The 12,440-nt window shown below is 70.6% G+C and carries 12 protein-coding genes; 9 read left to right on the top strand and 3 right to left on the bottom strand.

Annotated elements, in window-relative coordinates; all coding sequences use genetic code 11:
* The first annotated feature begins 70 nt into the window (after positions 1-70).
* Positions 71-1,924 carry a dihydroxy-acid dehydratase gene (gene ilvD, locus ABT137_RS29510; RefSeq protein ID WP_351714148.1) on the top strand — a complete coding sequence of 618 codons (1,854 nt, stop codon included), beginning with the start codon at positions 71-73 and terminating at the stop codon, positions 1,922-1,924.
* Positions 1,925-1,984: 60 nt separating this feature from the next.
* Here the strand turns inward: ilvD and ABT137_RS29505 are convergent, their stop codons facing one another.
* Positions 1,985-4,126: a serine/threonine-protein kinase gene (locus ABT137_RS29505; protein ID WP_351714147.1), complete on the bottom strand. Its 2,142-nt coding sequence runs from the start codon at positions 4,124-4,126 to the stop codon at positions 1,985-1,987.
* 180 nt (positions 4,127-4,306) lie between these two features.
* Here ABT137_RS29505 and ABT137_RS29500 point away from each other — a divergent pair, with 180 nt between their 5' ends.
* The 7 genes from ABT137_RS29500 to proC all read left to right on the top strand — a co-directional run bounded on the left by ABT137_RS29500 (position 4,307) and on the right by proC (position 9,146).
* Positions 4,307-4,633: an SH3 domain-containing protein gene (locus ABT137_RS29500; protein ID WP_351714146.1), complete on the top strand. Its 327-nt coding sequence runs from the start codon at positions 4,307-4,309 to the stop codon at positions 4,631-4,633.
* Positions 4,634-4,709: 76 nt separating this feature from the next.
* Positions 4,710-4,991: an SH3 domain-containing protein gene (locus tag ABT137_RS29495; protein ID WP_351714145.1), complete on the top strand. Its 282-nt coding sequence runs from the start codon at positions 4,710-4,712 to the stop codon at positions 4,989-4,991.
* Positions 4,992-5,047: 56 nt separating this feature from the next.
* Complete coding sequence (locus ABT137_RS29490) at positions 5,048-5,554, top strand: EamA/RhaT family transporter (RefSeq protein ID WP_351714144.1); 507 nt, start codon at positions 5,048-5,050, stop codon at positions 5,552-5,554.
* Between the two features lie 121 nt (positions 5,555-5,675).
* The gene (locus ABT137_RS29485; protein ID WP_351714142.1) at positions 5,676-6,497 is read left to right on the top strand and encodes a class I SAM-dependent methyltransferase; all 822 of its coding nucleotides are present in this window, start codon (positions 5,676-5,678) and stop codon (positions 6,495-6,497) included.
* A 170-nt stretch (positions 6,498-6,667) separates the two neighbouring features.
* Entirely contained in the window at positions 6,668-7,477 is an 810-nt protein-coding gene (locus ABT137_RS29480; protein ID WP_351714141.1) for an ABC transporter ATP-binding protein, read from the top strand.
* On the top strand, positions 7,474-8,265 hold the full coding sequence (locus tag ABT137_RS29475) for an ABC transporter permease (RefSeq protein ID WP_351714140.1): 792 nt from the start codon (positions 7,474-7,476) through the stop codon (positions 8,263-8,265). Before ABT137_RS29480 ends, ABT137_RS29475 begins: the two co-directional genes overlap by 4 nt.
* 68 nt (positions 8,266-8,333) lie before the next feature.
* Positions 8,334-9,146 carry a pyrroline-5-carboxylate reductase gene (gene proC, locus ABT137_RS29470; protein WP_294009600.1) on the top strand — a complete coding sequence of 271 codons (813 nt, stop codon included), beginning with the start codon at positions 8,334-8,336 and terminating at the stop codon, positions 9,144-9,146.
* Between the two features lie 18 nt (positions 9,147-9,164).
* On the opposite strand, the gene ABT137_RS29465 is transcribed toward proC, so the two are convergent.
* Entirely contained in the window at positions 9,165-9,830 is a 666-nt protein-coding gene (locus ABT137_RS29465; protein WP_351714139.1) for a cysteine hydrolase family protein, read from the bottom strand.
* Between the two features lie 75 nt (positions 9,831-9,905).
* Here ABT137_RS29465 and ABT137_RS29460 point away from each other — a divergent pair, with 75 nt between their 5' ends.
* Positions 9,906-10,955 carry a GlxA family transcriptional regulator gene (locus ABT137_RS29460; protein ID WP_351714138.1) on the top strand — a complete coding sequence of 350 codons (1,050 nt, stop codon included), beginning with the start codon at positions 9,906-9,908 and terminating at the stop codon, positions 10,953-10,955.
* Here the strand turns inward: ABT137_RS29460 and trpS are convergent.
* Positions 10,850-11,920: a tryptophan--tRNA ligase gene (gene trpS / locus ABT137_RS29455; RefSeq protein WP_351714137.1), complete on the bottom strand. Its 1,071-nt coding sequence runs from the start codon at positions 11,918-11,920 to the stop codon at positions 10,850-10,852. The two genes, ABT137_RS29460 and trpS, sit on opposite strands and share 106 nt — an antisense overlap.
* Positions 11,921-12,440: the final 520 nt, after the last annotated feature.

Here is a 12,440-nt window from a genome sequence, read left to right as displayed (position 1 = left end):
CTCGTCCCGAGGCCTGAACAACGGGCGTACGCTCGACAGCAGCCCTATCTGTCTGAAGGAGCGAGCGACGATGCCCGAGCTGAGGTCCCGCACAGTCACCCACGGTCGCAACATGGCGGGCGCCCGCGCCCTTATGCGCGCCTCCGGTGTACCGGGTGCGGACATCGGCCGCAAGCCGATCATCGCCGTCGCGAACTCCTTCACGGAGTTCGTGCCGGGCCACACCCACCTCCAGCCGGTCGGCCGGATCGTCTCCGAGGCGATCAAGGAGGCGGGCGGTATCCCGCGCGAGTTCAACACGATCGCCGTCGACGACGGCATCGCGATGGGCCACGGCGGCATGCTGTACTCCCTGCCCTCCCGCGACCTGATCGCGGACAGCGTGGAATACATGGTCGAGGCGCACTGCGCCGACGCCCTGGTCTGCATCTCCAACTGCGACAAGATCACACCGGGCATGCTCATGGCCGCCCTGCGCCTGAACATCCCGACGGTCTTCGTCTCCGGCGGCCCCATGGAGGCCGGCCGCGCGACCCTCGTGGACGGCACGGTCCGCACCCTCGACCTGATCGACGCGATGGTCGAGGCGGCGAACGAGAACGTCTCCGACGAGGACGTCCTCAAGATCGAGGAGAACGCCTGTCCGACCTGCGGCTCCTGCTCCGGCATGTTCACCGCCAACTCGATGAACTGCCTGACCGAGGTGATCGGCCTCTCCCTCCCCGGCAACGGCTCGGTCCTGGCCACCCACACGGCCCGCAAACAGCTGTACGTCGACGCGGCCCGCACGGTCATGGACCTCACCCGCCGCTACTACGAGCAGGACGACGACACGGTCCTGCCGCTCAACATCGCGACCTTCGCCGCGTTCGAGAACGCGATGGCCCTCGACATCGCGATGGGCGGCTCCACGAACACGATCCTCCACCTGCTGGCCGCCGCCCAGGAGGCGGGCGTCCCCTTCGGCCTGGAGGAGATCAACGAGGTCTCGCGCCGGGTGCCCTGCCTGGCCAAGGTGGCCCCGAACGTCGCGAAGACCCGCACCTACTACATGGAGGACGTGCACCGGGCCGGCGGCATCCCCGCCCTCCTCGGCGAACTGCACCGCGGCGGCCTCCTCAACGAGGACGTGCACTCCGTCCACAGCCCCTCCCTCGCGGACTGGCTGAAGACGTGGGACGTGCGCGGCGGCTCCCCGTCCCCCGAGGCCGTCGAGCTCTGGCACGCGGCCCCCGGCTGCGTCCGCTCCGCCGAGGCGTTCTCGCAGTCCGAGCGCTGGGAGGCCCTGGACGAGGACGCGGCGGAGGGCTGCATCCGCAGCGTCGACCACGCGTACTCCAAGGACGGCGGCCTCGCGGTCCTCAAGGGCAACCTCGCCGTCGACGGCTGCGTGGTGAAGACGGCCGGCGTCGACGAGTCGATCTGGACCTTCGAGGGCCCCGCGGTCGTCTGCGAGTCCCAGGAGGAAGCCGTCGAGAAGATCCTCAACAAGCAGGTCACCGACGGCGACGTCGTCGTGATCCGCTACGAGGGTCCCAAGGGCGGCCCCGGCATGCAGGAGATGCTCTACCCGACGTCCTTCCTCAAGGGCCGCGGCCTCGGCAAGACCTGCGCGCTGATCACCGACGGCCGCTTCTCCGGCGGCACCTCGGGCCTCTCCATCGGCCACGCCTCCCCGGAGGCGGCCTCCGGCGGCACCATCGCCCTCGTCGAGGACGGCGACCGCATCCGCATCGACATCCCGAACCGCACGATCGAACTCCTCGTCGACGAGGCCGAACTGTCCCGCCGCGAGCAGGCCCTCAACGGCGTCTACGCCCCGAAGAACCGCGACCGCAAGGTCTCGGCGGCCCTGCGCGCCTACGCCGCGATGGCCACCAGCGCCGACAAGGGCGCGGTCCGTGACGTGACGAAGCTGGGCTGAGCCGCCCCGTAAACCCCGAAGGGGCCGCCTCCCGCAGGGGGGCGGCCCCTTCGCCGGTCGTCACCAGTCGGCGGGGTCCGCCGCGTCCACGGCGAAGACGGTGCCGTCGGGGGCGGTGGCGTAGACGTGGCCGTCGAGGAGCAGGGGGGCGGGCACCGAGGTGGTGACTCCGTCCGAGGCCGTTCCGAAGCGGGCCGAGGTCTGTCCGGCGACCGCTCCGCTGCGCACGTCGACGGCCATGAGCCGACCGTCGGCAGCCGAGAAGTACACGTACCGGTCGTCGGCGACGGGTGCCGAGCCCCGGCTGACCGAGGTCTCCGCATGCCACGTGCGCCTGCCCGCCGTCATGTCGACTGCGTCCAGCGAGCCGGTGGCGGCCAGCACATAGACCACGCCGCCGTGCACCCCGGCCTGCACGTCCTCACGCGGTACGGGCAGCTTGACCCGGCGGGTGTCCCCGGACCCCGGCGTGTAGCGGATCACGGCGTCGGCGTCGCCGTAGACCGGATCGGAGGACCGCAGGAACACCGTCCCGTCCTGTGCGCCGACCGGTGTCAGCAGTCCCTGCAACCGCGTGTCCGCCCGTACGTCTCCGGTGGCCGGATCCAGGACGGTGACCTGCGTGCTGGTCCCGTCCGCGGACGTACTGGTCACGTATGCCGAGGACGGATCCGCGGGGAAGAAGTCGATCCGCGCTGTGCCATGAATCCCCGTCGGCCGGCTCCACCTGGTGGTGCCGGTGGCGCCGTCCACCCCGGTGACCGTGCCGTCGGCGTGTGTGAGCAGGAGCGTGTCGCCGGCGTACTTCATCCCTCTGTTCTCGGGCAGGTCCCGCTGCCATCGGCTCTTGCCTGAGTCCGGGTCGAGCGCGGTTACGTGCCGGGCCTTGTCCGTGACGAGCTGGAGGAGCCCGCCGGAGAGGACCGGGGGCCGGTTCCAGTGGGCGTTCGCGACGGAGTGCCGCCAGAGCACGTCACCTGTCACCGGGTCCAGGGCGAACGCCACCGACGCCTCGGTACAGAACAACCTCCCCTCGCCGACGGCGCATTGGGGAGTGGTCGCACCCTTGGTGACGGGCTTCGCCTGCCAGGCGGAGAAGGCGGCGGCCGTCGTTCTCGGGTTGCTGACCTGCGGCTGCGAGGTGCTCCCGACGCCCCACTCGACCAACGCCGCGACCGCGCCGAGCGCGAGGACAACGGCACCCGTGGCCAAGGCGGCTCGCCTGCCGAGCCGAGGTCTGCCCGGCTGCTGCGGCTTCTCATCCTTCGGAGGCTTCTCCTCCGTCTCCTTCGGCGGCTCCGATTTCGCGGCCTCGCTGATGTCATCACCGACGGTGACCCGCTGTGCCGGTATGAACGCCTGCGTGTCGTACGACGCGGACAACGACCGCAGTCCCCGCATGAGTTCGTCGGGCGTCGGCCGGTCCTCGGGCTCCTTGGCGAGGCAGCGCAGCACCAGTGGAGCGAGTTCCTCCGGCATGCCGGTGAGCTCGGGCTCGTCGTGCACGACCTGGTAGGCGACGACGTACGGACTGTCGGAGTCGAACGGCCCCCGCCCCGTCGCCGCGTGCACCAGCACCGACCCGAGCGCGAAGATGTCGGCGGCGGGCCCCACTTCACGCGGCCGCCGGAACTGCTCCGGCGCCATGAACGGCGGCGTACCGATCAACTTCCCGGTCTCGGTCCGCAGTTCGCTGTCTTTCGGTCGGGAGATACCGAAGTCGATGACCTTGGGACCGTCCTCGGCGAGCAGCACATTGCTCGGCTTCAGATCCCGATGCACCACGCCGACCCTGTGAATATCGCGCAACGCCTCCGCCAGTCCGGCCATCAGCCGGCGCAACTGGGCAGGAGGCATCGGCCCGTTCCGCTTCACGTGCTCGGCAAGGGTCGGGCCGGGGATGAAGAGGGTGGCCATCCAGGGCCGCTCGGCCTCGGGGTCGGCGTCCACGACGGGTGCGGTGAAGGCGCCGCTGACCTTGCGCGCGGCGGCCACCTCCTGCCGGAAACGGCCCCTGAACTCACGGTCCGTGGCGTACTGAGCGTGTACGACCTTCACCGCGAGCTTCAGCCCCGAGGTGCTGCGGGCCAGGTGCACCACACCCATGCCACCGGACCCGAGGCAGGACTCAAGGCGGTAGTGCCCGGCGTACTCGGGAAGTTCCGCTTCCGCGCCCGCTCCGGTGTTGCGCTGTGGCGTCAAGGGACCACCCCCGTGCTATTTCCGCGGAGCGCGACGCACGGAGCCTAGTCGATGACTCGTTCGGGACAGAGGCGGCTTGCTGGCCTCCGCGTGCGAGTTACGCACATGTGTTTCGTGGCTCGAATCAGGGGAATCAACGGGACTCCATGGCACTCATGGGTCCAGTGGGGGGAGCACTGCATGTCTGTCGACCACGTGAAGGAAGCCGAAAGCAGCGGCGAGGAAGAAGCCGCCACGATGCTGGCGGCAGCCACCACAGTTCGCTACTACTCAGTCGCCCCGGGCGTCCGCCTGAACGTCCGCAGCGGCCCGGGCACCAGCTACGACATCACCCGCACCCTCCCCGAGGGCGCCAAGGTCCCGATCTACTGCCAGACGCCGGGCACCTCGGTGTCCGGCTACTACGGCACGTCGAACATCTGGGACAACATCAGCAACGGCGAGTTCGTGTCAGACGCCTACGTCAACACGGGCAGCGACGGCTACGTGGCCGACCGCTGCTCCTGACCGGTCCAGGAGGACTGGGATGACACCCTTGAAACGCGCTTCCGTCCTTCTCGCAGGCTCCGCAGGAGCCTTCCTCATGGTCCTGGGGACGGCTTCCTCCGCCGCCGCCGTATCGACGTACTCGGTGGCCCCGAACATCCGCCTGAACGTCCGCAGCGGCCCGGGCACCAGCTACAGCATCACCCGGACCCTCCCCGAGAACACCAAGGTCCCGATCTTCTGCCAGACCCCGGGTACGACGGTGTCCGGCTACTACGGCACGTCGAACATCTGGGACAACATCGACAACGGCGAATTCGTCTCGGACGCCTACGTCAACACGGGCAGCGACGGCTACGTAGCCGACCGCTGCGCCTGACCCTGCCGGTCCGACCCGACCCGGAGCCCGCGGCCGCCCGGCGCCATAATCGTCCCGTGAGCGACGAACCAGGCACCCCGGACATCCCCGCGGGCTCCACCGGCGGACCCCGCCCCGAGCCCCTCCGTTTCTTCGGCACGTCCTGGGTGAACCACGACGACGGCTACACCGCCCGCCGGATCGGCGTGGCCGTGGGCTCGCTCGCTGCGGCCGTCGTCTCCTGCCTGGTGCTGCGCCTCGCCTACGAGGGCGTCCAGCTCGCCGACACCGGCTCCTTCGTGACCGTCCTCGTCGTCGCGATGTTCGCCATCTGCAGCGCCCTGGCCTTCCGCAACACCTGGGAGTCCTTCGGCAAGCGCCCCGACCTCGAACGCCAGGCCTCCCTGCGCGGCCTCCTCGCCATCGGCTTCGTCGGCTCGCTCCTCGCCTACTTCTTCCGCTCCCTCGCCGAGGCCCCCGGCGAGAAGCTCCACCGCACCGAGTACGACACCGCCGTCCAGGAACACGAACACCGCACCACCCGCCGCTCGGGCAACCCGTCGAAGAAGAAGCGGAAGCGCTGACGCCGAGGCCGACGCACGGTCGCGAAGGAGAAGCGCGAGTGCGGTAGCCGACGCGCCGGATCCAACCCGCCCCCCCGGAAATCCCTGTCGCCCCCGCCCCACCCCCCGGGACCATGGCCCCATGACCACAGGCCAGTCGCAGTCGCACCCCCGAAACCCGAGCCCCAACCCGACCCCCGCCCCCTCCCACGCCGCACGCGCGCGGTCCTTCAACGCCGCCGCTGCCCAGTACGCCGCGAACCGCCCCTCCTACCCGCCCGCTCTCCTCGACGCCGTCGAGGAGGAGGCCGGCCGCTCCCTCACGGGCGCCCGGGTGGTCGACGTCGGCGCGGGCACCGGCATCGCGACCGCCCTCCTGCACGCGCGCGGCGCCGAAGTGGTCGCGGTGGAGCCGGGGGAGGGCATGGCGGCGCAGTTCCACGCCACCCGCCCCGACATCCCGATCGTCCGCGGCAACGGCAATGCCCTTCCGCTCGCCGACGCCACCGCCGACTTCCTCACCTACGCCCAGGCCTGGCACTGGACCGACCCGGCCCGCTCCGTGCCCGAGGCGCTCCGCGTGCTGCGTCCCGGCGGGGCGCTGGCGCTGTGGTGGAACACCAGCGCACTCGACGTCGACTGGATCGCCGACGCCTCCGACCGCATCAGCAACTTCTTCGGGATCGACAACGCGGCCGAGCAGAGCAAGAGGGCGGACCGCACCGACCTCGCCGACCCCAGTGGCCGGCTCCGCTTCGCCCGCCGTGAGGTCCGCTGGAGCCGCCGCGTCCCGGTCGACACCCACCTCGCCAACATCAGCAGCCACTCGGCGTTCCTCGTCACCCCCGAGGCCCGCCGCACCGACTTCCTTGCCGAGGAACGCGCCCACCTCCTGAAGATCTTCCCGGACGGTGCCGTCGAGGAGACGTACGACGTCCTCCTCCTCGTCGCCCTCAACACCTGAGCGCGTGCTGGTAGGCACCGGCCCGCGGCAGCGATTCGGCTGCGGGCCGGTGGGGGCTGGTCGCGCAGTTCCTCCCCCAGCCTTCGGCCGGGGGTACCCTCAGCGCCCCTGACGCGGCGCCCGCCTCCTCCCCTTGACGCCCCATCCCCTCCCGAGCAATTATTCATCACATGGTGAATTATTCGCCGGAGCCGCCCCAGGCCCCCGGCAACCCAGCCCTGCCCCCCGCCATCCAGGCCGCCGGACTCACCGCGGTCCGCGGCCCCCGCACCGTCCTGCGCGGCCTCGACTTCACCGTCCCGCGCGGTCAGATCACCGGCCTCCTCGGCCCCTCCGGATGCGGCAAGTCCACCCTGATGCGCGCCGTCGTCGGCACCCAGGCCAAGGTCACCGGCACCCTGAACGTCCTCGGGCGCCCCGCCGGACACCCCTCCCTGCGCACCCGCATCGGCTACGTCACCCAAGCCGCCTCCGTCTACGACGACCTGACCATCCGCCAGAACCTCGACTACTTCGGCTCGATCCTCGCCCCCACCCGCCCCACCGCGGCCCGCCGCGCCGACGTCGACCGCGTCCTCGGCGAAGTCGACCTCACCAGCCACGCCGACGCCCTCGCCGGCAACCTCTCCGGCGGCCAGCGCAACCGCGTCTCCCTCGCCGTCGCCCTGCTCGGCAGCCCCGAACTCCTCGTCCTCGACGAACCCACCGTCGGCCTCGACCCCGTCCTGCGCCGCGACCTCTGGAACCTCTTCCACTCCATCGCCGCCACCCGCGGCGCCACCCTCCTCATCTCCTCCCACGTCATGGACGAGGCCGAACGCTGCCATCGCCTCCTCCTCATGCGCGAGGGCGAGATCCTCGCCGACGACACCCCCGAGGCCCTGCGCACCCGCACCGGCTCCGACACCGTCGAAGCCGCCTTCCTCCACCTCGTCGACGAAGCCACCGCCAACTCCCGCACGAAGGAATCGGCACGATGACCACTCAGCCGGCCACCACAGGAACCACTGCGGCCATCCCCGTCAGCGCCCTGAACCTCTCCCGCACCACCGCCACCGCCGCCCGCGTCCTGCGCCAGCTCCGCCACGACCCCCGCACCATCGCGCTGCTGATCCTCATCCCCTGCCTGATGCTGGTCCTGCTCCGCTACGTCTTCGACGGCAGCCCGCACACCTTCGACAACATCGGCGCCTCACTCCTCGGCATCTTCCCGCTCATCACGATGTTCCTGGTGACCTCCATCGCCACCCTCCGCGAACGCACCTCGGGCACCCTCGAACGCCTCCTCGCCATGCCCCTCGGCAAGGCCGACCTCATCGCCGGCTACGCCCTCGCCTTCGGCATCCTCGCGATCATCCAGTCGGCCCTCGCCACCGGCCTGGCCGTCTGGCTCCTGGGCCTCGACGTCACCGGCTCCCCCTGGCTCCTGCTCCTGGTCGCCCTGCTCGACGCCCTGCTCGGCACGGCCCTCGGTCTCTTCGTCTCGGCCTTCGCGGCCTCGGAATTCCAGGCGGTCCAGTTCATGCCCGCGGTGATCTTCCCCCAGCTCCTCCTCTGCGGCCTCTTCACCCCGCGCTCCGAGATGCACCCCGCCCTCGAAGCCATCTCCGACGTCCTGCCCATGTCCTACGCCGTCGACGGCATGAACGAGGTCCTCCACCACACCGACATGACCGCCACCTTCGTCAGGGACGTCCTGATCGTCGCCGGCTGCGCCCTGCTGGTCCTGGCCCTCGGAGCCGCCACCCTGCGCCGGCGGACCGCGTAACCCGCCGCCGACGTCCGTCCAGCGGACAACCGGCCCCCGCCCGCACCCCCGGTGCCAGACTGAACCGCATGAGCCAGAAAGTCGCAGTCCTCGGCACCGGCAAGATCGGCGAAGCCCTGCTCAGCGGAATGATCCGCGCCGGCTGGGCCCCTGCCGACCTCCTGGTCACCGCCCGCCGCCCCGAACGGGCCGAAGAACTCCGCGCCCGCCACGGAGTCACCCCGGTCACCAACCCCGAGGCCGCGAAGACCGCCGACACCCTGATCCTCACGGTCAAGCCCCAGGACATGGGCACCCTGCTCGACGAACTCGCCCCGCACCTGCCCGCCGACCGCCTCGTCATCAGCGGCGCCGCGGGCATCCCCACCTCCTTCTTCGAGGAGCGCCTCGCCACCGGCACCCCGGTCGTCCGCGTCATGACGAACACCCCCGCCCTCGTCGACGAGGCGATGTCCGTCATCTCCGCCGGCACCCACGCCACCGAGGCCCATGTCGCCCACGCCGAGGAGATCTTCGGCGCCGTCGGCAAGACCCTCCGGGTACCCGAGTCCCAGCAGGACGCCTGCACCGCCCTCTCCGGCTCGGGCCCGGCGTACTTCTTCTACCTGGTCGAGGCCATGACCGACGCCGGCATCCTGCTCGGCCTGCCCCGCGACAAGGCCCACGACCTCATCGTCCAGTCCGCGATCGGCGCCGCCGTGATGCTCCGCGACAGCGGCGAACACCCCGTCAAACTCCGCGAGAACGTCACCTCACCCGCCGGCACCACCATCAACGCCATTCGCGAACTGGAGAACCACGGCGTCCGCGCCGCCCTCATCGCCGCCCTCGAAGCCGCCCGCGACCGCAGCCGCGAACTCGCCTCCGGCAAGAAGGACTGACGGTCCGCCCGGGGGTGTTCACCGCGCCGCCGCCACGATCTCCTTCGTGGTCAGCACCCGCGCGAAGCCACCCCCGTGCAGGGACACCGCCGACGCCTGCGCCAGCTCCTCCGCACCGCGCCGCCAGCCGAACGGCCCCACCAGATCAAAGGTGTACGTCGCGTCGTACGCCACCAGCACGTCGTACCCGAGGTTCCCGCCCATCCGGGCCGTCGTCTCGACGCACATGTTGGTCTGGATCCCGGCCAGCACGATCTGCCCGATGCCCTGCCCCGCCAGCCAGGCCCCCAGATCCGGCGCCCCGAGAAACGCCGAGTTCACGGACTTCGTGACCAGCAGCTCGACGCCGCCCCCGGTAGCCCCCTTCCCCCTCCGCTCCGCCACGTACTCCTTGAACTCGTTCCCCTCCTGACCCGCCCGCAGCGGCGACTGCGGCTTGGACGAGTCGTGCCGCACGAACACCACCGGCCGCCCGGTCCCCTGCCATACGTCGATGAGCGCCGCGATGTTCTCATCGGCCCCGGGGTTGTTCCTCGGCCCCCAGAAGCCGAGCTCCTCGAAGCCCTTCTGCACGTCGATGACCACCAGAGCCGAGTCGGCGGCAACCGCGAGCACCGTGCTCTCTGCGCTCTCCGTGCGCTGCGTGCTTTCCGTGCGCTGCGTGCTTTCCGTGTCGTTTCCCATGGCCACGATCCTGCCGCCGGGGACCGCCACACCCCAGAGCGGCAAAAGCCAGCGATCGATGGTTTACTGCCAGCCATGCCGACCACGGCCCCCGCACAGCGCATCGCCCTCGTCGCCTTCCCCGGCATTCGCGCCTTCGACGTCTCCGTGATCACCGAGGTCTGGGGCGCCGACCGCACCGACCGCGGCGCCCCCGCCTTCGACCTGCGCAGAGTCGCCGTGGACAGCACCCCCATCCCGATGCGCGGCGGCCTGGCCCTGCACCCCGACCGCACCCTCGCCTGGCTGAACCGAGCCGATCTCATCGTCGTCCCCGGCCTCGACGACGACCTCACCCCCGCACCCACCCCCGTTCTCGACGCACTTCGCCGCGCCCACGCCCGCGGCACCACCGTCGCCGCCCTCTGCGGCGGCGCCTTCACCCTCGCCCAGGCCGGCCTGCTCGACGGCCGCCGCGCCATCACCCACTGGAACCTGATCGACCTCCTCCGCACCCGGCACCCCCGCATCACCGTCGTCCCCGACGCCCTCTTCATCGAGGACGACAACATCTGGACCGCCGCCGGCACGGCGGCCGGCATCGACCTCTGCCTCCACCTGGTCCGGCAGGCCCACGGCGCGGAGGTCGCGGCCACCATCGCCCGCTCGATGGTCACGGCCCCCTTCCGCACCGGAACCCAGGCTCAGTTCATCGAGCACCCCACACCGCGCGCCGGCCGCGACGCCGACACCCTGGCCGCCGTACGCGAACACGCCCTGCGCCACCTCCACGAACCACTGACGGTCGCCGACCTGGCCGCGCACGCCGGCATGTCCCCGCGCAGCTTCGCCCGCCACTTCACGGCGGAGACCGGCACGACCCCGCTCCGCTGGCTCCTCGACCAGCGCCTCGCCGCGGCTCAGAAACTCCTCGAACGCACCGACCTGCCCATGCCCGAGATCGCCCGCCGGGCCGGGTTCGGCAGCGAGGTCACGATGCGCCAGCACTTCGCGTCGCGCCTCGCCACCAGCCCCCGCGCCTACCGCGCCGCGTTCAACGCCGGCTCAGCTGTCACCGAGCCCGCAACCGGGACCGAGCCCGCGCCAGAGACGGCGCCCGGTGGCAACAGCCCGATCGCCCGGTAAGCCGTATCGACGATCGGCCGGGCGATCGCCCGAGCCTTCTCCGCCCCATGCCGCAGCACCCCCTCCACATATCCCGGATCGGCACACAACTCCTTGTGCCTGGCCTGCACGGGCCTGAGCGTCTCCAGGACCGCCTCCGCGGTGGCCTGCTTCAGAGCGCCGTACGAATCGTGAACGGTTGCCAGTGACTCAGGGTTCCCACCCGTGCACGCAGCGAGAATCTCCAGCAGATTCGCGACCCCGGGTTGCTCCTCCCGGTCGTACACGACCTCCCGCCCGCTGTCGGTCACGGCCCGCATGACCTTCTTCCGGATCACGTCCGGCTCGTCGAGCAGATAGACGATCCCGGGGCCGGAGTCGTCGCTCTTGCCCATCTTCGACGTCGGATCCTGCAGGTTCATCACCCGCGCCGCCACCGTCGGCACGGTCGCCTTCGGCACCACGAAGGTGTGCCCGTACCGCTGGTTGAACCGCACCGCGAGATCCCGCGTCAGCTCCACGTGCTGTGCCTGGTCGTCCCCGACCGGCACCTCGTCCGCCCCGTACGCGAGGATGTCCGCCGCCATCAGCGCCGGATACGTCAGCAGGGACAGCCGCACCCCCCGCCCACGCGCCCCTTCGCTCGCGACCTTCTCCTTGTACTGGATCATCCGCCGCATCTCACCGTCGGTCGCCACGCACTCCATGACGTACGACAGCCGGGTGTGCTCGTCGACATGGCTCTGCACGAACACGGTGCACAGCTCCGGATCCAGCCCGGCGGCCAGCAGCAGCGACGCCGCCTGCCGGGTGAGCCTGCGCAGCCGGGCCGGATCGTGGTCCACGGTCATGCCGTGCAGATCGACGACGCAGAACAGGGCGTCGGACTGGTGCTGGTCCACGGCAGCCCACTGCCGCATCGCTCCCAGGTAGTTCCCCAGTGTCAGGTGCCCGGTCGGCTTGATCCCGCTGAAGACCCGTGTCATTCCCTCTCCACCTCCTGGTCGAGGCCGCCGTCCCCGGCGGCCGGCCCTCAGGGGTTCTGGAGGGAGATACGCGAACGGCCGCCGAGGCGGCGGCCGTTGAATACGTACGTGAGCGCGGCCGCCGTCAGGCGGGCCACCACTGCTGGGTACACGTACGCGTAGTCATGGCGTCCACCATACGCCGCCGGGGTGCCGTCCCGCCGTAAGTTGACACGCCCCAACCGGATACGTAGTGTTCTCCGAGTTGTCCGACGTGAGCGCCGACCCCGGTCGGTCCCCGGACAGCCATTTCGCAAGTACCTACCAGTAATCGGCGACACGTCGTCGAGTGCTTTGGCATGCGTATTCGCGTAATGAGGAATCCACGTTCGAAAGGACGCGGCCCCCGATTAGCTCGGAGGCCGGGAATCCGCTAAAGTCTCACTCGTCGGAACGGCTCAACGGCCGGGAAGGCAACACCCGCTGACTGGGAATCAGACGCCGAAAGGATCTGATAGAGTCGGAACCGCCGGAAAGGGAA

The sequence above is a fragment of the Streptomyces sp. NPDC001980 genome, from assembly GCF_040296885.1.
In the GTDB taxonomy this organism is placed as follows: Bacteria; Actinomycetota; Actinomycetes; order Streptomycetales; family Streptomycetaceae; genus Streptomyces.
The sequence above is the reverse complement of the archived record's forward strand: the minus strand, read 5'-3'. Positions and strand labels throughout refer to the sequence as shown.

What these genes read in the sequence shown, in the direction of transcription:
- ABT137_RS29500 (WP_351714146.1), top strand. Translation starts at nt 4,307, where the DNA reads ATGTCTGTCGACCACGTGAAGGAAGCCGAAAGCAGCGGCGAGGAAGAA.
- ABT137_RS29480 (WP_351714141.1), top strand. Translation starts at nt 6,668, where the DNA reads ATGGTGAATTATTCGCCGGAGCCGCCCCAGGCCCCCGGCAACCCAGCC.
- ABT137_RS29495 (WP_351714145.1), top strand. Translation starts at nt 4,710, where the DNA reads ATGGTCCTGGGGACGGCTTCCTCCGCCGCCGCCGTATCGACGTACTCG.
- ilvD (WP_351714148.1), top strand. Translation starts at nt 71, where the DNA reads ATGCCCGAGCTGAGGTCCCGCACAGTCACCCACGGTCGCAACATGGCG.
- trpS (WP_351714137.1), bottom strand. Translation starts at nt 11,920, where the DNA reads ATGACACGGGTCTTCAGCGGGATCAAGCCGACCGGGCACCTGACACTG.
- ABT137_RS29485 (WP_351714142.1), top strand. Translation starts at nt 5,676, where the DNA reads ATGACCACAGGCCAGTCGCAGTCGCACCCCCGAAACCCGAGCCCCAAC.
- ABT137_RS29475 (WP_351714140.1), top strand. Translation starts at nt 7,474, where the DNA reads ATGACCACTCAGCCGGCCACCACAGGAACCACTGCGGCCATCCCCGTC.
- ABT137_RS29465 (WP_351714139.1), bottom strand. Translation starts at nt 9,830, where the DNA reads ATGGGAAACGACACGGAAAGCACGCAGCGCACGGAAAGCACGCAGCGC.
- ABT137_RS29460 (WP_351714138.1), top strand. Translation starts at nt 9,906, where the DNA reads ATGCCGACCACGGCCCCCGCACAGCGCATCGCCCTCGTCGCCTTCCCC.
- proC (WP_294009600.1), top strand. Translation starts at nt 8,334, where the DNA reads ATGAGCCAGAAAGTCGCAGTCCTCGGCACCGGCAAGATCGGCGAAGCC.